Below are 22,757 nucleotides of genomic sequence, written 5' to 3' on the forward strand. Positions count from 1 at the left end.
CGTCCGGAGCCCCGGACCGTCCGGGGTCCCTCGCCGTTCCGGATCCCGCGCCGTTCGGATCCCCGGCCCCGGCCCCGGCCCCGGGACGGAGATCAGTCATCATGACGGCAGACCAGACCGGACCGGGGGCGGTCGCTCTCGCACGGACGCCGAGGGGCCCGCCGCCCGGTGGATCCACGGGGGCGTTCGATGCGGGGAAACGGCGAGACGGTGTTGCTGGACGTGCTGACCGGTGCGGCCGAAGACGCGCCGGGGCAGGGAATCGTCCATGTACGCGGGGACGGCGGCGAACGGACCGTCACCCACCGCGCGTTGCTGGCCGACGCGCTGCGCGTCGCCGGAGGGTTCCTCGACTCCGGCCTCGCGCCGGGGAGTCACGTGCTGCTTCCGGCCGACCGGAGCGACGAGTTCCTGCCGCTCTTCTGGGGCGCGGTCGCCGCCGGTCTCGTACCGGTGCCGCTCGCCCCGGACGTACGCCGGATCCTGCCCGTCCTGGAGTTCCTCGGCCGGCCGCCCGTCGCCGTCGGCGCGAGCACCGCGCCGCTGCTCGACGCGCTGCCCGGCCCCGTACGGCCGCTCGCCCTCGACGGGCTGCGGGAGCACCCCGCTCCGCCGCGGCTGCCGGAGCGCGCACCCGACGACGTGGCGTTCCTGCAGTTCTCCTCCGGCAGTACGGGGGCGCCCAAGGGGGTCGAACTGACCCACGCGGGCGTCCTCGCCAATCTGGGGCAGATCCGCGCCGCGGCGGGCATCACCTCCGACGACGTGCTCGCCACCTGGATGCCGTACTTCCACGACATGGGGCTGATCGGCACCCACCTGGTGCCGCTGTCGGCACGGATCAAGCAGGTGCGGCTCGAACCCCTGACGTTCGCCAAGCGGCCCGCGCGGTGGCTGGAGGCGGCGGCGCGGCACCGGGCGACGCTGCTCTCGGCCGCCAACTTCGCCCTGGCCCTCGTCGACCGGCGGGTCCCGGAGCAGGCGCTCGCCCACCTCGACCTGACCCGTGTCCGGATGATCCTGGTGGGTGCCGAACCGATCTCGCCGGCCGTGTGGCGGGCCTTCGTACGGCGGATGCGGCCCACGGGCCTCGCGGCGGACGCGCCGCAGCCCGTGTACGGCCTCGCCGAGGCCACGCTGGCCGTCACCTTCCCGCCGCCCGGCGAAGTGGCCCGCCCCCTCGCCCTCGACCGGGCCGCGCTCGGCCGTGGGCAGGCGGTGGACACCGTGCCCGGCCCCGACGCGGTGGAGCTGATGGACGTGGGCGGTCCCGTGCCCGGGTGCGCCGTACGGATCACCGACGAAGCGGGCCGGCCCGTCGGGGAGCGCCGGGTCGGCCGGATCGAGGTACGGGGCCCGCAGGTGGCCCGTGGCTACCACCGGGCGCCGGAGACGACCGCGGACACGTTCGTCGACGGCTGGCTGCGCACCGGTGACCTCGGCTTCCTGCGCGAGGGGCGGCTCTGCGTGACCGGGCGGTCCAAGGACGTCGTCTTCGTCGACGGGCGTACGTTCCACGCCGCCGACCTGGAGGAGGTGGCCGCCGGCACGCCGGGGCTCGGGCGGTGCCCGGTCGCCGTCGTGGGCTCCACCGATCCGGCGGGCGGCGGCGAGCGCGTGGTGGTCTTCCTGGCACCCGGGTCACCGGGTTCCGCCGTGCCCGTGGGCCTCCTGCGGGAGGTCGGGGCGCGGGTCCGTGCGGCGCTGGGCCACGACGACGTACGGGTCCTGGCGCTGCCCGCGCGGGCGTTCCCGCGCACGACCAGCGGAAAACTGCGGCGCGGGGTGCTGCGCGATCGCTTCGAACGCGGGGAGTATCCGGGGATCGAGGGGCGGGGGGCGACGGGTTCCCTCGTCGGGCGGGGCGGCGACGCCGGAGCAGGCCCCGGCCGGGGTACGGGCCGGGTCGGGCGGGACCGCACGGCTCCGGTGGCGGCGTCGGTCGGCGCGGAACGCGGCGACGACGGAAGCGGGGACACGGGCAGGGCCGTGGACGGGGACGGGGACATAGGCAGGGCCCTGGACGGGGACGGGGACACCGGCAGGGCCCTGGACGGGGACAGGACGTCGCCGCGGCTCGTGACCCGGTCCCTGGACGACGCCGAAGCCGTCGTCCAGGCCGTGTGGGCCCGGGTCCTGGGGCTGCCGGTCGAGGACATCGGGGCGCACGACGACTTCCGCGCGCTCGGGGGTTCGTCGCTCAAGGCCATGGAGGTACTGGCCTCCCTGGAGGACGAGTTCGGCGTATCGCTGCGCCCGTCCGACATACGGGACCACGCCACGGTGGCCTCGCTCGCCGGGATGCTTCTCACCGCCGCCCCCTCCGACGGCCTCGAGGAACGCCCGCCCTCGGCCGGGGCCCGGGCCGGCGGCGCGTCGGACGGGTCCCCGGCCGGCGCCGCGCCCGTCGTCGCCGTGACCGCCCTGGCCTGTCGCTTTCCCGGGGCCGACACCCCCGAGGCGTTCTGGGACCGGCTCGCCGAAGGCCACGACGCCGTCACCGGCGTACCCGCCGGGCGGTGGCCGGACGCTTCGGACGCCGACGGCCGGTGGGGCGCGTTCCTCGACGATCCGGCCGGATTCGACGCGGAGCTCTTCGGCATCGGCGAGGAGGAGGCCCGGACGACCGACCCCCAGGCGCGGATCCTCCTGGAGCTGGCGCACGAGGCCCTGGAGCGTGCCGGTCACGCGGGTCCGCGCCGACGGGGACGCCGGGTGGGCGTGTTCGTCGCCGCCGGTGACAGCGGCTACCGGCGGATCCTGGAACAGGCCTACGGCGAGCGGGGGTTGCCCTCGTTGGCCCTGACCGGGAACCTGCCCAACATGCTCGCCGCCCGCGTCGCGCACTGCCTCGACCTGACCGGGCCCGCGCTCGCGGTCGACACCGCCTGTTCGTCGGCGCTCGTCGCGTTGCACCTGGCGCGCCGCAGCCTGCAGGCCGGCGAGTGCGACGTCGCGGTCGTCGGCGGTGTCCACCTCAACCTGACGCCCGCCGGGTACGCGCTGCTCGAGAAGGCGCAGGCGCTCTCCCCCACCGGGCGCTGCCACGCGTTCGGCGCGGCGGCCGACGGCTTCGTCCCCGGCGAGGGCGGCGCGGCGCTCGTCCTCACCCGTCTCGACGAGGCGGAGAAGGCCGGCGATCCGGTCCTCGCGATCCTCCGTGGCACCGCCGTGAACAACGACGGCCGCTCGCTGAGCCTGATGGCGCCCAATCCCCTGACGCAGCGCGAGGTCATCACCCGGGCGTACCGTGACGCGGGCGTCGACCCCGACAGCGTCTCCTACGTCGAGGCCCACGGCACGGGGACGCCGATCGGCGACCCCGTCGAGGTCCGCTCGCTCGCGCACGCCTTTCCCCCGCGGTCCGACGGGCGGCCCCGGCTGCTCGGCTCGGTCAAGACCAACGTCGGTCACCTGCTCAACGCCGCGGGGATGCCGAGCCTGGTGAAGGTGGTGCTCGCGCTCGGCCGGCGACGGCTGCCGCCGTCCGCGCACCCGTCGGGACCCGCGCCCTCGCCGGCCCTGGCCGGTTCCGGTTTCGCCCTGCTCGACGAGGAGCGGGCCTGGGAGGTGCCCGGTCCGCTGGTCGCGGGAGTCAACGCGTTCGGCTTCGGCGGCACCAACGCCCACGCCGTACTGGAGGAGGCGCCCGTCCGGCCCGAGGAGCGCCCGACGACGGCGTCGCGCGGTCCCCGGCTGCTCACCCTGTCGGCGCACGGGGCGGACGGTCTGCGGGCCGCCGCGGCCGGTCTGGCAGACCATCTGCGCGAGCATCCGGGTCTCGACGAGGGCGACGTCTGCGCCTCCGTCGCCGCGGCCCGCGACGAAGGCCCCGACCGTCTCGCCGTCGTCGCCGACGGCGATCTGGCCGCCCGGCTCACCGCCCTCCGTCCCGGCGACGACCGGACCGATGCCGACCGGCCCGATGGCGACAGCGGCAATGCCGGCTGCCCCGGTGCCGACCGAACCGGCGGCGACCGGCTCGGAGCTGCCCGCCTCGGCGACGACCGGACCGACGGCCGTCCCGGTGCCGCCCGGTTCGCCGCCCGCCCCGTCGGGGACGCGCCGGTCGGTGGCTCGGTACGGTCGCGGGCGCGGCTGGTGCTGCTCCTTCCCGGGCAGGGCGTCCGGCCGCACGATCAGGCCCGCGCCCTGTACGCGGACGCGCCCGCCTTCCGGGAGGCGCTCGACGAGGCGTCCGGCCACGCCGGACCGATCGGCGGACGCAGCCTCGCCGCCTGGTGCCTCGACCACGACGTCCCGGACGACGCGCTCACCGCGACCGAGGTCGCCCAACCGCTCCTCGTCGCGTACGGCGTCGCGCTCGCCCGCCAGCTCCGCGCGTGGGGGATCACGCCGGACGCGGTCGCCGGGCACAGCGTCGGCGAGATCACCGCCGCGTGCGTCGCCGGGACGCTCACGCTCGCCGACGCCGTACGGTTCGCCGCCGAGCGCGGCCGTCTGATGGCGGAGCTGTGCGCCCCCGGCGCCATGGCGGCCGTGCGCGGAGACGAGGACACCGTGGCCGCCCTCGTCTCCGACGCCCGGGGCGCCCTGTGCGTGGCCGCGGTCAACGGACCCGGCCAGGTCGTCCTCGCCGGGACGGAGGCGGCCGTCGACAGCGCCGTCGCCGCACTGGCCGCCCGGGGGGTCCCCGCGCGCCGCCTCGCCGTGTCCCGGGCCTTCCACTCGCCCCTGATGGATCCGGTCCTCGAACCCCTCGCCGACGCCGCCCGCGCCCTCACGTTCCGCCCGCCTTCGACGCCTCTGATCAGCACGGTCACGGCCGCGTGGCAACCCGTCACGGACCCGGCGCGGCTGCGGGACCACGCGCGGCGGCCCGTCCGCTTCGGCGCGGCCGTCGACCACCTGCTGACCGAGGGGTACGACACGTTCGTCGAGCTCGGCTCCTCCTCCCTCGGCGGCCCCGTACGCGCCGTCGCGGCGGCGCACCCGCGCGGAGCCCGGGCGCTCGCGCTCACGGCGGGGAACCAGGACGGGGCCCGGGGGCTGCTCGGGACCGTGGGCCGGCTCTGGCAGCGGGGCGTGCCGCTCGACCGTACGGCGATGGACGCCGGCCGGGCCCGGGTCGCCGTACCGACGTATCCCTTCCAGCGGCGCCGCCACTGGCCCGCCGCCGCTCCCCCGTCCCGCCCCTTGCTGCACCGGTTCGTCTGGGACGACGCCCCCCTGACCGTGGGTCCCGGGCCGCGCTCCGTCCTCCTCGCCGGCCCGGACTCGCCGCTCGCGCGCGCCTTCACGGACCGGCTCACCGAGCGGGGCGTCACCGTCCACCGGGCCGAGGACCCGCTGCCCGACGGCGCGCCCGCCCCCGGGACCGCCGTGCTGCTCGCCGGTCCGGCCTCGGAGCCGCACTCGGCGGCGGCGCTCGACACGGCCCACCGCGCCCTGGTGACCCGGCTCCAGGGGCTGCTGCCCCGGCTCGCGTCGCACCGCCCGCGCGTGCTCGTCGTCACCGAGGACGTCCACGTCACCGGTTCCGGCCCGGAGCGCCCCCGCCCCGTACAGGCGGTCCTGACCGGACTGACCCTGGCTCTGCCCGAGGAACTTCCCGGAGTGGAGGCCCGCAGTGTCGACCTGTCCTCCCTGGACGAGGTCGCCGCCCGGCTCGACGCGCTCGGTCACGAACTCTTCGCGCTCCCTTCGCGGTCCGGACCGCCGGGCGGTGACGGGGGGACGCTCCGGCCCGCGCCCGCTGTCGCCTGGCGGGCGGGGCGGCGCCTTGGACGGACCACCGAGCCGGTCGTCGACGCGCCGGTCTCACGGGAGGCGCTGCCCTCCGACGGGGTGTATCTGATCACCGGTGGATCCGGCGGGGTCGGGGGTGCGCTCGCCCGCGACCTCGCCCGGCGCGGGCGGCCGACCCTGGTCCTGACCGGCCGCTCGGCGGCGGCGCCCGCGGGGCTGCTCTCCGAACTCCGTGCGTGCGGCGCCACCGTGGAGTACCGGGTCGCCGACGTGTCCCGCGAGGCCGATGTCGACGCGCTGCTCGCCGGTCTGCCGCGCCTCGACGTGCTGATCCACGCGGCCGGGGTCGTACGCCCCGGCACCCTGCGGGCCAAGTCGCCCGACGAGGTGGCCGGGGTCCTGGCCGCCAAGACGCGGGGCGCGGTACTGCTCGCGCGGGGACTGCTCGCCCACGACCTGCGTCCGACCGTGTGCGTGGCGTTCTCCTCGGTCGCCTCCGTACTGCCGGGCCTGGCCGGGGCGATCGGCGACTACGCCGCCGCCAACGCGTACCTCGACTCCTTCGCCGCCGCCGAGCGCGCGGCGGGCCGTCCGTGGCTGGCCGTGAACTTCGCCGCGTTCGCGGACACGGGGCTGGCCGCGGGGACGGGGCTCGGCGGAAGTGCGGGGCTCGGCGCCATGTCCGGCCCGTCCGCCCTCGGTGCCGGTGCCGTCCTCGGTGCCGGTGCCGTGCGCGGGCCCGTGCCGCTGGAGACCGGGGCGGCGCTCGACGCGCTGCGCGCCGCCTGCGGCACCGGCGCCGCCCAACTGATGGTGGCCGACCTGGAGTCGGGCCGCGCCCAGCGTCGTACCCCCGTCCCCGCCGCCCTCGCACCACCTTCCCCGGGTGCCGGGCCCTCCATCGACCCGGAGGCGGCCCACCCTCCCCTCGCCGCACCCGCGCCGCGCCCCGGGACGGACGTCGGCCTCCGTGCGCGTCGCTCCGGGGAGCCCGGCCGGGTGCCGGCCGTCCTGCGGCGGCTGCTGTCCGAGGCACTCCACGTGTCCCCGGACGACCTCGGTGACGACGTACCGCTGCTCGGCCTCGGCCTGGACTCGCTCATGGCCGTCGATCTCGTCAAGCGGCTGGAGACGGAGCTGGACCGCTCCCTGCCCATCACGCTGTTCTTCGAGCACCGGACGCTGGCGGAACTCGCCCACCAGCTCGAGTCCGACGACGCCGCCGCCCCCTCCCCCGCCCCGGGCTCGGACGCACCGCCCACGGCGACGGCCGACGACGGCGTGCCCTTCTCCCTGACGCCCGTCCAGCTCGCCTTCCACACCTTGGGCGGGCTGTACCCGGACGTCGCCGCCTACGGCTACGTCACGCAGGACATCCGCGGCCCGCTCGACCCCGATCTGCTCGGCCGGGCGCTCGGCCTGCTCGCCGACCGGCACGCGATGCTCCGCGTACGGATCCGCCCCGGTGGGGCGGTACCCGTCCAGGCCACCGTCCCGTCCGGTCGGGAGCCGGTTCCCGACTGGTACGAGGTCCGTGAGCTTCCCGGCGGCCCCGGGGCCGGGGGAGAACGGGCGCGGCTCGAAGAAGCCCTGTGCAACCGTCCTTTCGACCTCACCTCCGAGGCGCCGATCCGTGCGGTGCTCGTCCGCACCGGGCCGGCCGAGCCCGCCCGGCTCGTCCTCGTGGTGCACCACGCCGTCGCCGACGGCTTCAGCCTGAACGTCCTCGGCGAGGAGCTGTGGACGCTCTACACGGCCCTCGCGCGCGGCCGCTCCCCCGAACTCCCCCGTCTCACCACGCACTTCGCCGCCTACGCCGCGCACGAGCGGGCGGAGCGATCCGAGGCGGTCCTCGCCGAAGACCGGGCGTACTGGCGGGACGTACTCGCCCGGAGGGGCGCGCCGCTCGCGCTGCCGTACGACGGGGATCCGCTGGAGATCCCCGAACCGCCGCTCCTCGCCCACCAGGTGACCCCGGGGGCCGCTCTGTCGGCCGCGCTGCGGGAAACGGCCGCCGCACACGGCGTGTCGCTGTTCCACCTGCTGCTCGCGGCGTACGCGCGCTGTCTGTCCCGGTGGGGCGGTGGCCGGGAGGACGTGACCGTCAACGTGGCCCGGGCCCGCCGCGAGGCCCGGCTGCCGGGCGTCGACCGGCTGGTGGGGCCGCTCGCCGACACCCTGCCGGTCCCCGTCCGTGTCGGCCCGGACGACTCGGTGCACACGCTCGCGGTACGGCTGCGCGACACGTGGTCCGGGGGCGAACGTCACGGCCGGCTCACGAGCGCGGATCTCGCCCGGCTGCTGCCCGCGGAGGGGGCTGGACCGCGTACGGCGGGTCCCGCGTCGTTCAGCTTCGCGCGGTTCCCGGTCTCCCTCGACCCGGACTGTCCGGTGGAGGTCCGTCCGACCTCGGCCGGAACGGCCTCCGCCGCCACCCGGCTGAGTCTGCTCTGCTGGGAGTCCGACGGGGCGCTGTCCTTCTCGTGGAACTTCCCGGCCCGGCTGTTCCGGCGGACCACCGTCGCCCGGCTGGCCCGCGAGCACCTGGCCGAACTCACGGAGGCGGCCGGGCTCGCCGTCCCCGACCCCGTCCCCGGCCCTGACCCCGTTCCTTCGGACGAGTCGTCGGGTGGCCGTCCGGACATCGTCGCCCGGCTGTGCGCCCGGTTCCGTGCGACGCCCGGGGCCGTGGCCGTCGACACGGGTGAGGGCGTCATGACCTACGCCGAACTGGACCGGGCGTCCGGCGCGCTCGCCGTACGCCTGCGCGCCCACGGCGTCGCCCCGGGTGACCTGGTGGGGCTCCTGACCGCTCCGGGCGCCGACACCGTGGCGGGCGTGGTCGGCATCCTGCGGGCCGGCGCGGGCTGGGTCCCGCTGGACGCCGACCATCCTCCCGCGCGCCTGGCCGACCAGTTGGAGCGGTCCCGTGCCCGCGTCCTCGTCTGTCATGCGGCGACCCGCGCCTCGGCGTCGGCACTCGCCTCGGCCACCGGCGTCACGCCTGTCACGCTCGGTACTGTCGACGGCGCTTCACCCGAACCGTCGCCCGACCGTACGGAGCTCCCGGACCCCGGCCCCGACGCGCTCGCGTACGTGATCTTCACCTCGGGCTCCACCGGACGCCCCAAGGCGGTGCCGATCACCCGTCGTGCGATGACCAACTACCTGGACTGGGCGCTGGCCACCTTCGCGTACCGCGCGGACGACCGTCTCGCGCAGACGGCGTCGGTCTGTTTCGACGCGTCGGTACGCCAGCTCCTCGCGCCGCTCCTCGTCGGGGCCACGGTGGTCACCCTGCCCCGGGAGCTGCTCCGGGACCCCGAGGCGCTCCTCGACCGGGTCGAGGAGGCCCGGATATCGGTGTGGAGCTCCGTCCCCAGCCTGTGGTCCCGGCTCCTCGAAGCCGCCGAGGCCCGGGTGCGGGACGGCGGTCCGCCGCCGGACCTGTCGGCCCTGCGGTGGATCCACGTCGGCGGCGAGGCGCTTCCGCCCGCCCATGTGCGCCGCTGGTACGACCTGTTCGGCCCCGGACAGCGGATCGCGAATCTGTACGGGCCCACCGAGGCCACGATCAACGCCACGTGCCACGTCGTCGACGGCCGACCCGCCGACGACGTGCGCGTCCTGCCCATCGGCACGCCCCTCACGGGTACGGAGGTCGACGTGGTGGCGGCGGACGGGCGGCGCTGCGCACCGGGTGAGCCCGGTGAGCTGCTCATCTCGGGAGTGGGTCTCACTCCCGGCTATCTGGACGAACCCGAGCTGACGTCCGCCGCGTTCGTCGAGCGCGGCGGGCGCCGCTGGTACCGCAGCGGTGACCGCGTCCGGTGCGACGGGAACGGTGTCCTGGAGTTCCTCGGACGGCTGGACGACCAGGTGAAGGTCCGGGGGCACCGGGTGGAACCGGGCGAGGTCGAGTCGGTGCTCCTGACGCATCCGGCGGTCGCCCGCGCGGCCGTGGTCCTCCGTGACGAGCGGCTGGGCGCCTTCGTCGAGCGCCGGCCGGGGGTCCCGGTCCCGGATGCCACGGCTCTGCGCGCCCATCTGGCCCGGACCCTGCCGGAGTACATGCTCCCGGCCCGGTTCCGTGTCGTGGACGGCCTTCCCCTGACGGGTACCGGGAAGATCGACCGCGCGCGGCTGGGGGCGCCAGGGGCCGCGCCGGCCACCTGCTCCGAGGGGCCGGCGGCCGGCGAGCCGTCGGGGACACCACCCTCGACACCGCCCTCGTCACCGCTCTCGGCACCGCCTTCGACACCGCCCTCGACACCGCCCTCGACACCGACCGAAGTCCTGTTGGCCCGTGTCTGGTCCGAGCTCCTCGACCGGGAGGAGATCCGGCGCGAGGACGACTTCTTCGAGCTGGGCGGGGACTCCTTGCTGGTCCTCCAGGTGTTCGCGCGGTTGCGGGAGGAGATCCGGTCCCTGCCCAGGCCGACGGTCGTGTACGCCCACCGCACCCTGGCCGCTCTCGCCGCCGCCATCGACCGCACCCCGGCGGACGGGGAGACCGCCGGCACCGCCGGCCGGACTCCCCGGGAGGACACGGACGTCCACGGCCCCGCGCCGTCGCCGTTCCCGCTCACCCCCTCGCAGCGCGGGTTCCTCCTCGCCGAGGCCATGGCACCCGGCTCGGACACGGCGTGGCTGGCGTGTCTGCGGATCGACGGGCCCCTGCGGCCCGAGGTGTTCCAGCGGGCCGTCGACGCGTGCGTGGTACGGCACCCGATGCTGCGGACGGTGTTCCCCGCCGGCGCCCGCCCACCGGTCCAGCAGGAGCTTCCCCCCTCCCTGCGGCTCCCCGTGGAGTTCGAGACCCTCGCCGGACCCGGCCTCCTCGCGTCGCGGATCGCCGAGGAACGACAGCGCCGCTTCGAACCCTGGGCATGGCCTCTGCTGCGCCTGCGGCTGCTCACCCTGGGGCCCGCCGAGCACGCGCTCGTCGTGCACGCGCACCACCTGATCGGCGACGGCTACAGCGTGGCGCTGCTCGCCCGGGAGCTGCTCTCCGTCTACGACCGTGTCGTACGGGGTGAACCGGCCGAACTCCCGCCGCCGCGCGGCACCTTCCGCGACCACGTGACCCTTCTGGAACGCGTGGCGTCCGGCGCCACCGGCGGTGGGTCCCGGCCCGACGAGCCCTATCGGCGCCCTGTCCTCGGGGATCGCGCCCGGACGGGGTCGTCCGGCCAGGCCCCACCGGCACCGCCGTACCGTTCCACCGGGTTCACCCTCGACGCGGACCAGGTCGCCGCCCTCCGCCGGATCGCCACCGGGGCGGGTACGACGCTCTTCGCGCCGGTCCTCACCGCGTACTACCGGACGCTGGCCGCCACGACCGGACAGGACGACCTGGTCCTCGGTCTGGCCGTGTCCGGCCGCGACGACGCGCATCCCGACGCCCACCGGGTGTTCGGTCCCTACGCCGCCGCCGTACCGCTGCGGCCGGGGCCGCCGCCCGGCGCGGGAAGGGCGGGTCGTACGTTCGCCGAGGACCTGCGGGCGGTCGTGGACGAGGTCGAGGCGGCCCGTACGCGAGGAGTCCCGGTCCCGCGGGGGGACGGCGGGCTGCCGCCGGCCGCCCAGTTCTTCTTCACGTTCCTGGACTTCTCGTCCCTCGGTCCGCTGAGCGGCGACACGCTCAGCCTGCGGTGGGACGACGCCGACGCCGTCCTCGCACCGCCCCCGGTGGGTACGGACACGTTCCTGGCGGTGCGGCCGGCCGGGGCGGGTGGACTGCGGGTGACCCTGCGCGCCTCCACCGCCGCCTTCCCCGACGAGGGCGACTTCGCCGCGTTCACCGAGGCCCTGCGGGGCGGGATGAGCGGGGCCGCCGCCGGGGCCGGACCGGGACAGGTACGGGTACCGGCGCAGAAGCCGAACCCTCAGCCTCACCTTCAGGCTCAGGCTGGTCCTGAGGTTCAGCCTCGGTCTCGGCCTCGGGCCGTGGCGGAGGCCGCCGCCGAACCGTCGTCCGCCTTCGGCGTACTGGACTCCGCGCTCGTCGGCTACCTCCCCCCGCCGGGTCAACTCGCCGCGCTCGGCGGCCCCGGCGCCGAGGCAGCGTCGCGTGAACAGCTCCGGCGGCTGCTCTTCCCCGGCGGGCGCCCCCGGCTCGTGGAGGAGATCGGCACCTCCCTCGGGCGGTCCGGATTCGTGTGCCTCCCGCTGTTCGCCGACGAGCTCGCGTCCACGCCCGACCTGGCCGTCCGCACGGCCCGGGCCGTCGAGTACGCGTCCTCGCTGGGCGCCCGGTGCGTCTCCCTGGCGGGCATGATCCCGTCCCTCACCGCGTACGGCTTCGGCGTCCTGCGCGAGACGGACGCCCCGGCCGCCCTCACCACCGGGCACGCGGCGACGGCGGTGTCCGTGGTCAGGACCGTCCACTCCGCGCTCGCGCGGACGGACCGTGAGCTCGGGGACCTCGTCGTCGCCGTGGCCGGCCTGGGCTCCATCGGCGGCTCGTCCCTGGAACTGCTGCTGACGCTCGCCGCCGAGCCGCCCGCACGGCTGCTCCTGTGCGATGTCGCGGGCAGCGGGCCACGGCTGCGGCGCCTCGCCGACGACCTGGTCGCCCGCGGTATGGCCCGGAACGTCGAGGTCCACGAGTCCGGACCGGTGCTGCCGGCCGCCGTGTACGAGGCGGGTCTGCTGGTCACGGCGGTCAGCGGGGGCGGTGCGGTGCTCGACGTGGCGCGGCTCCGGCCGGGCGCGATCGTCGTCGACGACTCGTTCCCGCACTGCTTCGACACCACGAGGGCCCTGGCGAGGATGCGGGAGCGGGGTGACGTCCTGATCGTCGGCGGGGGCCTGCTGTCGGTCGGCCCCGTGGAGCGCCGGACGGCTCCGGGGCTTCCGCCCGCCGCGGCGGCGGGGTACGCGGCGAGGTCGTGGCTTCCCGGCACGATCGCCTCGTGCCGGCTGGAGTCACTGCTCCACGCCTCCCGCCCCGAACTCCCGCTGGTGCACGGCCTGGTGGACGGCCGGCTCGCGCTGGCCCACTGGCGGGTCATGGAGGCGGCGGGCGTCGAGGCGGGCCCGCTGCACCTGCTGGGTCATGACGTCGGCGAGAGCCTGCCGGGTCGTAGCGCCGGAGCGGGCCTGCCGGGGCATACCGCCGGCACCGGCCTGCCGGGGCATACCGCCGGCACCGGCCTGCCGGGGCGTGCCGTCGGCGACGCGGAGGGGGGCGACCCGGCCGTCGTGTAGGGCGGCGGCGCGGACCTGCGCCGGGGTCGCGGGAGGGGACGGATCGCCGCCCTCCCGCGACCCCGGTGCCCCGTCGCGACGTCGTCCGCTACTGCCCCACCCGGCCGTCGACGCATTCGCGCAGCAGGTCGGCGTGTCCGCAGTGGCGGGCGTACTCCTCGATCCGGTGGACCCACAGTTCCCGGACCGCGGTGCCGTCCTGGATCACCCGCGCGCCCAGGTCCTGGCACGCGGTCAGCGCCTCGTCGGTCGCCGCCTGTTCGCGCGCGAGATCGGCGAACGCGCCGTCGACGACCGCCTGTTCGGCGACGGCACCCTCGAAGTCGCCGTCGGCGTCTCCGTACAGCTTCGGTTCCGGGTCTTCCGGCAGGATCCAGTTGCGCCAGTCCCGCTCCACCTCGGCGAGGTGGCGGACGAGACCGAGCAGGGACATGGTCGACGGCGGCACCGACCGGCGGGCCAACTGCTCCGGGTCCAGCCCCTCGCACTTCATGCGCAGGGTCAGTCGATAGCCGCCCAGGAAGTCCTGGAGGGTCGCGAGTTCGCCCTCGGGGCCGGGTCCTTCGCCGTGGCGGGGGTCCTTGTCGGGGTCGGCCCACATGTCGGGGTAGACGTTGGCCTGGCTCCACCGCTCGGGCGCGTCGCTCGCTCTGTTCACGGTGTCGAGGATGCGGAAAGGCGGCCCGGCGCACAAGTGATTATCCGGCTCCGCCGCCCACCCGCGAACGTGATCGTTCCAGGGGGGAGTTCGCCAGAACGCGTGTGCGCCGTGGAGACGATGCGGAGAGATCAATAAGAAAGCTTGTTGAATAAGCCCGTACCCCGGGTTCGCTCTTGATTTGCTCCTGCCAACCCGCACAGGGTTCTCTCGAACGTTTGACGCCCCACACGTCAACACGAGGAGAGATCCCCTTTCATGGCAACTCACAAGCGATCCCACGGCCTTCGCAGCGCGGCCATAGCCACCGGCGTGGCAGGCACGGCCGCCGCGGCGCTGTTCGCGAGCAACATCGCCGGAGCGGCCGCCCCGGCCGAAGGGACCGTGCACGGCCTCGGCGCCCCGGGCGCCGTCGCCGGCAGCTTCGTCGTCATCCTCGACGCATCCGCGAACAAGGCGGACCTCGCGAAGAAGTACGGCGGCACGCTGGTGCGCTCCTACGGCTCCGAGGTCAACGGCTTCTCCGCGTCCGGCCTCAGTGTCGAGGAGGCCAAGCGGCTCGCCGCCGACCCCGCCGTCGGGACGGTCGTCCAGAACAAGCGGTTCAGCATCAAGGAGACTCAGGAGAAGCCCCCGTCCTGGGGCCTGGACCGGATCGACCAGGCCGACACGGCGGGCGACGAGAAGTACACGTATCCCGACAACGGGGGCGAGGGCGTGACCGCCTACGTCATCGACACCGGCGTACGGATCTCCCACCAGGACTTCGGTGGCCGGGCGAGCCACGGCTTCGACGCCGTGGACAACGACGACACCGCCGACGACGGCAACGGCCACGGCACCCATGTCGCGGGCACCATCGCCGGCGCCTCCCACGGTGTCGCCAAGAAGTCCAAGGTCGTCGCCGTCCGCGTCCTGGACGACAACGGCTCCGGCACCACCGAACAGGTCGTGGCCGGCATCGACTGGGTGACTCGGAACCACTCCGGGCCCTCGGTCGCGAACATGAGCCTCGGCGGCGGCGCCGACGAGGCCCTGGACGCGGCGGTCAAGCGGGCCGTCGAGTCGGGTGTGACCTTCACGGTGGCGGCCGGCAACGAGTCCTCCGACGCCGGGCAGGGCTCGCCGTCCCGGGTCCCCGAGGCGCTCACCGTGGCGTCCAGCACCAAGGACGACGAGCAGTCGGATTTCTCGAACTTCGGCGCCGTGATCGACCTGTACGCCCCCGGCTCGGACATCACCTCGGCCTGGAACGACAGCGACACCGGCACCAAGACGATCTCCGGCACGTCGATGGCCGCTCCGCACGTGGCGGGCGCCGCCGTCCTGTACCTGGCGGCCAACCCGTCGGCGACGCCCGCCGACACCGCCGCCGCGCTGACGGGGGCGGCCACCGCGGACGCCATCAAGAACCCCACCTCCGGCACCGCGAACAAGCTGCTGAAGGTGGCCCCGTAGTCACACCCCCCGCACCACCGGCCCCACCGGGGCCCGCACCACCGACCGGCGTGACGGCCGCACGCCGGTGAGCAGGCCGGAAGGTGGCCCTCCGCACCACGGAGGGCCACCTTCTTCCGTACCGGATAATGCTGCGATGCCGCAGACGCCGTACGCCCCGGAGCCGGAACCCATATCGGCCGACCCGCCGGACCGCACGGACCGCACCCTGCTCACGCAGTCCTGGCTCGACCTCGCGTTCCTGCACTGGGCCGCGGACCCGGCCGACGTGGCCCCGCTGCTGCCCGCCGGCACCGTGCCCGACACCTTCGACGGGGTCACCTACGTCGGCCTCGTCGCCTTCCGGATGCACCGGGTCGGCTGGTTCCGCCTTCCCGGACTGCCCTATCTCGGCACCTTCCCCGAGACCAACGTCCGGCTCTACTCGGTGGACGGCCACGGGCGTCGCGGTGTCGTCTTCCGCTCCCTCGACGCGTCCCGCCTGGTCCCCGTGGCCGTCGGCCGGTGGGCGTTCCGGCTCCCCTACGTCTGGTCGAGGATGAGCGTCCGCAACGACGGCTCCACCGTGACGTACTCCAGCAGCAGGCGGTGGCCCGGGCCCCGCGGCGCTCGCAGCGCGATCAGCGTCGACATCGGCGAGCGGGTCGAGGAGCCCACCGCGCTCGAACACTTCCTGACCGCCCGCTGGGGCATGCACAGTTCCTTCCTGGGAAGACAGCTCTACCTCCCGAACACCCACCCGCGCTGGCCACTGCACCGCGCCAGGCTCCTCGACTGCGACGAGACGCTGCTCGCCGCGGCCGGTCTCGGCCGGCCTCTCGGGGCGCCCGTGAGCGTGCTCTACTCGCCGGGCGTTCCGGTCCGCTTCGGCGGCCCGCCGCGTCGGCCGCGCCCGGCGTCCGTCCCACGCCCCCGGGACGGCGAAGGCTGAGCCCCGGCCCGTACGCGGCCCGACCGATGCGCCCCTGGTCGATGCGCCCCGGCCGGCACGCCACCCGACCGACACGTCCCGGCCGGCGCGGCCCCGCTCTCAGCACGGATCGGGTGAGGGGCCGAGCGAGCGGGCACGGTACGGTGCCGGCGAGAGCCGGGGCCAGGAGACGCCGGACGCCTCCCCTCCGTGTGCTTCCGGGTGGGTGTCCCACCGCCCGACCACGGCGGGCAGCTCCACCCGGGAGCGGATGCCCAGCCTGGCGAAGACGCTCCGGAGGTGGTGGTCCACGGTCCGGGGACTCAGGCTCAGGCGGTCGGCGACCTCCCGGTTGGTGGCGCCCCCGGCGACGAGGCGGGCGATCCGCTGCTGCTGAGGGGTCAGCCGCCCGAGCGCCGCCGGGTCCGTGACCGTGTCCGAGGCACCGCCGGTGGCGCGCAGTTCGGAACGGGCGTGCTCGGCCCAACCCTCCGCCGCGGCCCGTTCGAAGGTGACCAGGGCGTCACTCAGCGGACCGCGCGCGTCGCCGGGCCGGCGGCGACGGCGCAGCCACGTGCCGTAGGCGAGGAGGGTACGGGCGCGCTCGAAGTCGTTGCCGCAGCTGTCGTGGCGGCGGACGGCCTCGCCGAACCAGTACGCCGGCTCCTCGCCCCGCGCGAGCAGCGCCCGGCAGCGGGCCAGTTGGGCCGGTGCCGCGCCGTCGACGCCCTGAGCGGCCCAGACGGCGTACTCGTCGGCCGCCACCCGCGCCTCGGCGCGGCGCCCGGACACGACGGCCGCTTCCACGAAGCAGGGCACCACCAGCATCCGCAGCGCGAAGTGACCGCTCCGCGGGCCGGGCCGGACGAGCGGCAGCAGCCGCGCGGTCGCCTGGGCGGCGAGACCGCGTCCGAACTCGGCCCGGGCCAGCGCCCACTCGGCGAGCGTCGCGGCCTGGACGAGGCCGTGGGGACGCGCCGTGTCGAGGGCCCGTCCGGCGTGTTCCGTCACGGTGTTCCCGTCGCCCGCCACCGAGGCCACCAGGGCCAGGACGGCGTGCTGGTGGGCGGCGACGTTGCGCTGGCCGGTCTGCTCGGCCGCCCGCAGTCCCTCGTGCGCGGTGCGCGCGGCCCTGCTGTACCGGCCGGCCCGGAGCTCGGCGTAGGCGAGGTGCTCCAGGGCCCTCGGCACCAGGGCGGTACGGTGCTCCGCCCGGGCGCGGGCGAGCGCACGGGCGTGGACCCGGGACGCCGCCGCGGTGTCGCCGATCACGAGCGCGGCCGACCCGGCCCGCAGCAGCAGCCGCGGGTCGTCCTCCGCGCCGTCCCGCGCGACCACCCGCGCAAGGGCGGAACGGGCCTGGTCGAGCCGTACGTCGAGAGCGGCGCGCAGTCCCTCGACGAAGTCGCGCTCCGTGCCCCGGGCCGCCTTGCCGAGGTCGAGGGCGGCCAGGCACGCGGAGACGTCGCCGCCCGCCCAGGCCGCCTCCATCGCGAGGAACCGGGCGTCCGCCGCCTCCGCCGGCGCCCGGTCCCCCAGCAGTTCCGCCGCCTGCAGCAGCGCCTCGTGGGCGTCCATGACCGGGCCGCCCGCGAGCGCCGCGAGACCGCGGACGAGCTGGGAGCGGCCGCGGACCACGGGAGCGAGGGCGCGTACGGCGGCGGGCGGGCCGAGCCGGTCGGCGCGGTGCCCCTCGCCGCGCACGAGCGTCGGGTCCGCCGGTACGACGGTCCGGCCGGGGGCGGTCCCGGTGGGTGCGGGGGCCTCGCCGGTGCCCGGGTGGCCGCCGCCCCGGGAGGCGGGCGCGGCGGCGAGCGCCGCCCGGCCGAGGAACGGGTCGTCGAAGCGCAGCGAGTCGCCCCGGCGGCGCAGCAGCCCGTCGGTGATCAGGCCGTCCAGCGGCTCGACGGAGGTACGGGTCGCCCGCGCGGTGGCGAGCACGGCGCCGAGGCTCACCTCGTACGCCTGGAACGGATCGGATTCGTCCACGCGGAACGGCTCGTGTGGCGGGGTCGGTTGGGGATCGTCCGTCTGCACCGGCTCGTGCGCCGGAGGTGGTTGGGGGCCGCCCGCACCGAACGGCTCGAGCAGCGAGGGCGGTTGGGAACCCGGTGTCCGCACCGGCTCGTGCGCCGGGGGCCGTTGGGGCTCGGCCGCCCGGAGCGGCTCGTGTGCGTGGCGTGGCCCGGGGCGGGGTGCCGGGGGCGGGTCGCCGGCCTCGGTGCGGCCGGTCAGGGCCACCACCGCGAGCAGGCGGCGGGAGTCCGCCGGGAGGCTGTCCACGAGGCCGCCGTACACCTCGGCGAGGACGGCGCCGTCGACGAGGGGCCACGACGGGGGCACCGCCACGGGAGCGGACGCGAGCCGCCGTGCGGCCGAGACCAGGACCCCGGGATGCCCGGCCGCCTCGTCGAGCAGCCGTTCCACCACACGGTCCGGCGGTGGCACGGCGCAGACGTCGGCAAGGAGGGCCCGCGCCCCGGCCCGGGTGAGCCGCCCCAGTCGTACGGTCTCCGTCTCCGGCACCTCGGGGAGCCGGTGGTGACGGGCCGCCGACACGAGCCACGCCGTGCCGCCCGACCGGCTTCCGTGTTCCCGCCAGGCCGTGGTGAGCGCGGCGCGCGAATGGGCGTCCCACAGGTGCAGGTCGTCCAGGCAGATCAGTACCGGGCGGCCGCCCGTCAGGCCGTCGAGGGCCGCGGCGATACCGTCCTCGCCCCGCGCGAGCCGTAGCGCCCGGCGCCCGGCGGACGGGTGGGGCGCGAGGGCGGTGCACAGGGCCCGGACCCCGCTCCACGGGCTGCGGTGCGGGGGCGCGGCGACCCGGTGGGCGATGCCGGGGAAGTCGTGGGCCGCCCGCGCGAGGAGCGCGGTGCGCCCCTCGCCGGGGTCGCCGGTGACGAACAGGACGCCGCCCGTTCCGATGCCCGCGCCCGCCGAGAGCCGGGCCACCGCGGCGAGTTCGGTCGTACGGTCGTACAGCCGCGGGCCGGGGGCGGCGGTATGTGTCGCTCCGCTCACGACAGTTACGTTACCGACCCGTAGGTATCCACGGAAGGCTTCCGTGTGCGGCCGTGGGCAGGGGCCCAGACCCGGGGGCCGTGTCCTGTGACGGCGCACAGGGCGCCCGGAGGCGGGAGCCGGGCCCCGCCGCCGAACGCCCCGACGCCGGTCGTCAGGACCCGTGCGGGCAGGTGCCCCGGTACTCCTCGATCGTCAGACTGGGCCGCGGCAGCGGGCAGAGGAACTGCTCGTAGCGGGTGTCGTCGTCGATGAAGCGCTTGAGCCAGGAGATGCTGTACTTCGCGATGGTCGTGTCGGAGGTGTTCGGGGTGAAGTGCGTGGCGCCGTTCAACTCCAGGTACGCCTTGTCGAGCGAGCTGGGCAGGCTCTGGTAGAAGGGCTCCGAGTGGCTGGCGACGGGGGCGACGGTGTCGCCGTCCGCGCCGATGACCAGGGTGGGTGTGCTGATCTCGGGCCAGGTCTTGTCCGTGTTCCACCCGGTCAGGGGGATCGCGGCCTGCAGCGAGGGCCGGCTCTTGGCCGCCTCGAGGGTTCCTCCGCCGCCCATGGAGTGGCCCATGACGCCGAGGCGGGACGCGTCGATCCTGCCCCGCACGGAGCTGCGCTGGGTCAGGTGGTCGAGCGCGGCCAGGAGCTGGCGTCCGCGGCTGTCCGGCTGGTCGAGGGTGGTGAGGGTGTCGATGGTGAAGACCACGAAGCCCTGCGAGGCCAGGCGCGGCCCGAGCCAGGCGATCGAGGACTCGTAGGCGGTGAAGCCCGGTGAGATCACCACCGCGCCGAACGTCCCGTCGCTCGTGGACGTCGGGTAGTAGATGGTGCCGCCTCCGAAGCCGGAGGCGGCGAGGGAGGAGACGCTGGTCTGGGAGACGGCGTACGGGCCGCGCAGCGCCTCGATGCTCGACTGGGTGGGCGCGGGGCCCCGCTCGTAGGGGTTGGCCGCGGTGCCGGCGGCGCCCGCGCCCGGGGCGGCGAGCAGGGTGACGCAGGCGGCGGTGGCGGTGGCGGCTGCGGCGAGGTGTCGTTTCACGACGGAGTCGTCCTCTCGTGTCGTGTGACGGCCGCTCTCCGGCGGAACCGGCGGGCGGCGCGTCCTGGACTGGCCCGGTCACTGTCGGCGCGGCACGGCTCGCGGGCATCGGCAGAACCACCGGTCTCCGCGTCCGAACCGGCCGCCGGGCGCACGGGAACGGCCCCCGCGACACGTCACGGCGACCCGGGCCGGGTGGCCCGGGTCGCCGTGAGGGGGTGGTGCGGGTGTTCGGAGTGATCAGGGGCAGCTGACGCGGATGTCGCCGGGGTCGGTGGTGCAGGTGTCGGTGCCGGGGCCTCCGTTGGCGGTGTCGTTGCCGGCGGTGCCGTCGGTGGTGGTGAGGCGGTCGTTGCCGTAGTAGCCGGTCAGGGTGTCGCTGCCCGGACCGCCGTTGAGGGTGTCGTCGCCGAAGCCGCCGTCGATGTTGTCGTTGCCGAAGCCGCCGTGGACCGTGTCGTGGCCGTAGCTCGCGCGGACGGTGTCGTTGCCGCCGAGTCCGCAGATCACGTCGTTGCCGTAGCCGCCGTTCAGGGTGTCCGCGCCGGCGGTGCCGATGACGGTGCAGCCGCGGGCGTTGTTCACCGACGTGGTGGCGGTGGCCGTGTTGTTCGAGGCCACCGGGTCCTGGGGAGTGCCGCTGACGGTGGCGGTGTTCGTGAGCGTGCCGGTGGCCCGGGGTTCCGCCGTCACCGTGACCGTCGCGCTCGCGCCCGGGGCGAGGGAGCCGAGGGCGCAGGTGGCGGCCGTCGCCGTGGTCGTACAGCTGCCCTGGGAGGGGACGGCCGAGACGAGCGCCGCGCCGGCGCCGGAGAGCGTGTCCGACAGGGTGACGCCGGTCGCGATGGCGGTGGACGTGGCGGCGTTGGAGACCGTCACCGTGTAGGTGGCACGGTCGCCGATGCTCACGGTGGTCGTACCGGTCTTCGTCGTCCTCAGGTCCGCGCTCGGGGTGGGCGGGGTCGTGCCGTCGCCGCCCTGGTAGCGGGCGAGGGCGAAGGCGAAGCCCGCTCCGTACCCGGCCGCGACGATCTTGCCGTCCGGCTGTACGAGCACGCCACGGGCCTCGTCGAAGTCGTTGAAGCCGGTGACCACGAAGCCGTCGCCGCCGAAGCCGGTGTCCACCGTCCCGTTGGTGTGGAGGCGGGTCAGGCCGAAGTCGTTGGCCTCGGAGCTGTTCGGGTCGTCCGCCCGGCCGGCGAGCACGATCTTGCCGTTCTGCTGGAGCGCCATGGCGTACGCGACGCCGCCGTCGCCCGGGGCGTTGACCGAGGTCCGCCCGCCGGTGCCGAAGCCGGCGTCGGGGCTGCCGTCGGCGTTGTAGCGGAGGGCGGCGAAGCCGGCGCCGCCGGACCCCGCGGCGACGATCCTGCCGTCGGGCTGCACGGCCACGGCGTTGCCGAACTCGGTGCCGCCGAAGTCCGCGGTGACCATGCCGTCGCCGCTGAAGGTGGTGTCGAGCGTGCCGTCGGTGTTGTAGCGGGCCACGCCGATGTCGAAGGCGGTGTTCCCCACATAGCCGACGGCGACGATCCTGCCGTCCGGCTGAAGGGCCATGCCGCGGGCGATGCCGCCGCCGTCCTGAGGGGAGGCGGACGTGAATCCCGCGACCACCGCTCCGTCGCCGCCGAGGCTCGGGTCGAGGCTCCCGTCGGTGCCGAGACGGACCAGCGCGAAACCGCCGCCACCGGGCTTGCCCACGGCGACGATCCTGCCGTCGGGCTGCACGGCCACGTCGGCACCGTCCGCGGAACCGCCGAACTCGTCGACGCGCACCAGGCCGCCGTCGCCGAAGGTCGTGTCGAGGCTGCCGTCGGTGTTGTAGCGGGCCACGGAGAAGAAGCAGCAGCCGCCGCCCTCCTCGTCGAAGACCGCGGTGGTGCCGGCCACGACGATCTTCCCGTCCGACGGCTGGATCGCGACGGCGTTGGCCGTGCCTCCCCCGCCGCCGAAGTCGCTGGTCACCGTGCCGTCCCCGCCGAAGCCGGGGTCGAGGGCGCCGCTGGTGTCGTACCGGGCGAGCGCGAAGCCGGCCTCGCTCACCCCGACCACGACCAGCTTGCCGTCGGCCTGCCGCGCGATGTCGTGGCCTTCCGCGTAGCCGGTGATGGGGGTCGTCACCCGGCCGTCGGGGCCGAAGGTCGGGTCCAGATCGCCCGGGGCGGCCAGCGCGGTGCCGGGAAGCGCGAGGACGAGCGCCATGCCGAGCGCGGCCGGCACCCCGGCCCTCCCGCCGGGCCTCCGACGCCGTTCCGCCGGTCTCGGGTGTACGTGGGTCATGGGTGGCCGAACCTCCGTCTGAGGGGGTGTACGGGGAGCAGCGCACAGCTTCGTACCGAAGCCGGGCCGCGCTCGCCGGGGCCGTGCCGGACTACGCCCACCGGACCCCGGGAACCACTCCCGCGAGGGAGCGCGCGGGGCGCGCTCCCCTGCCGGCCCGTCCGGTCGGGGCGCGGCGGCTCGAAGTGATCCCCGTGCGCGGCCGGCGGCGTACCGCGGCTGCCGTACGTGACGGCCGGGCCCCGGGACCGGACTCACTCCCCGCGGCTCTCGGGGGCCGTGCGGGCTCCGGTCACCCTTTCTCGCAGTCCTCGGGGGACATGCGGGCTCCGGTCGCTCCTTCCCGCGGCGGGCCGGCTCGGCGGACGTGGGGGGGGGGGGGGGGGGGGCCGGGGGGGGGGGGGGGGGGCGGCGCCCCCCCCCCCGCCCCCCCCCCGCGCCCCCCCCGCGCCCCCCCCCCCCGCGCGGGCCGCGCCGGA

At 75.9% G+C, this 22,757-nt stretch carries 7 protein-coding genes; 3 read left to right on the forward strand and 4 right to left on the reverse strand.

All coding sequences use genetic code 11. The features are described 5' to 3' along the window. The first annotated feature begins 189 nt into the window (after positions 1–189). On the forward strand, positions 190–12,921 hold the full coding sequence (locus ACFWUY_RS35120; RefSeq protein WP_384119423.1) for an amino acid adenylation domain-containing protein: 12,732 nt from the start codon (positions 190–192) through the stop codon (positions 12,919–12,921). 88 nt (positions 12,922–13,009) lie between these two features. On the opposite strand, the gene ACFWUY_RS35125 is transcribed toward ACFWUY_RS35120, so the two are convergent. Further along, positions 13,010–13,522: a DinB family protein gene (locus tag ACFWUY_RS35125; RefSeq protein WP_384119435.1), complete on the reverse strand. Its 513-nt coding sequence runs from the start codon at positions 13,520–13,522 to the stop codon at positions 13,010–13,012. 315 nt (positions 13,523–13,837) lie between these two features. On the opposite strand from ACFWUY_RS35125, the gene ACFWUY_RS35130 reads away from it, so the two are divergent. Both ACFWUY_RS35130 and ACFWUY_RS35135 read left to right on the forward strand, forming a co-directional pair. Next, positions 13,838–15,037, forward strand: a complete 1,200-nt coding sequence (locus ACFWUY_RS35130) for a S8 family serine peptidase (RefSeq protein WP_384119425.1) — start codon at positions 13,838–13,840, stop codon at positions 15,035–15,037. Positions 15,038–15,173: 136 nt separating this feature from the next. Then, on the forward strand, positions 15,174–15,968 hold the full coding sequence (locus ACFWUY_RS35135) for a YqjF family protein (RefSeq protein WP_384119427.1): 795 nt from the start codon (positions 15,174–15,176) through the stop codon (positions 15,966–15,968). 99 nt (positions 15,969–16,067) lie between these two features. On the opposite strand, the gene ACFWUY_RS35140 is transcribed toward ACFWUY_RS35135, so the two are convergent. The 3 genes from ACFWUY_RS35140 to ACFWUY_RS35150 all read right to left on the reverse strand — a co-directional run bounded on the left by ACFWUY_RS35140 (position 16,068) and on the right by ACFWUY_RS35150 (position 22,218). Next, positions 16,068–18,968 carry a LuxR C-terminal-related transcriptional regulator gene (locus ACFWUY_RS35140; protein ID WP_384119429.1) on the reverse strand — a complete coding sequence of 967 codons (2,901 nt, stop codon included), beginning with the start codon at positions 18,966–18,968 and terminating at the stop codon, positions 16,068–16,070. Positions 18,969–19,122: 154 nt separating this feature from the next. Continuing rightward, positions 19,123–19,998: an alpha/beta hydrolase family protein gene (locus ACFWUY_RS35145; RefSeq protein WP_384119431.1), complete on the reverse strand. Its 876-nt coding sequence runs from the start codon at positions 19,996–19,998 to the stop codon at positions 19,123–19,125. Between the two features lie 240 nt (positions 19,999–20,238). Continuing rightward, positions 20,239–22,218: a calcium-binding protein gene (locus tag ACFWUY_RS35150; protein ID WP_384119433.1), complete on the reverse strand. Its 1,980-nt coding sequence runs from the start codon at positions 22,216–22,218 to the stop codon at positions 20,239–20,241. Positions 22,219–22,757: the final 539 nt, after the last annotated feature.

This window comes from Streptomyces sp. NPDC058664, from assembly GCF_042716635.1.
GTDB lineage: Bacteria > Actinomycetota > Actinomycetes > Streptomycetales > Streptomycetaceae > Streptomyces.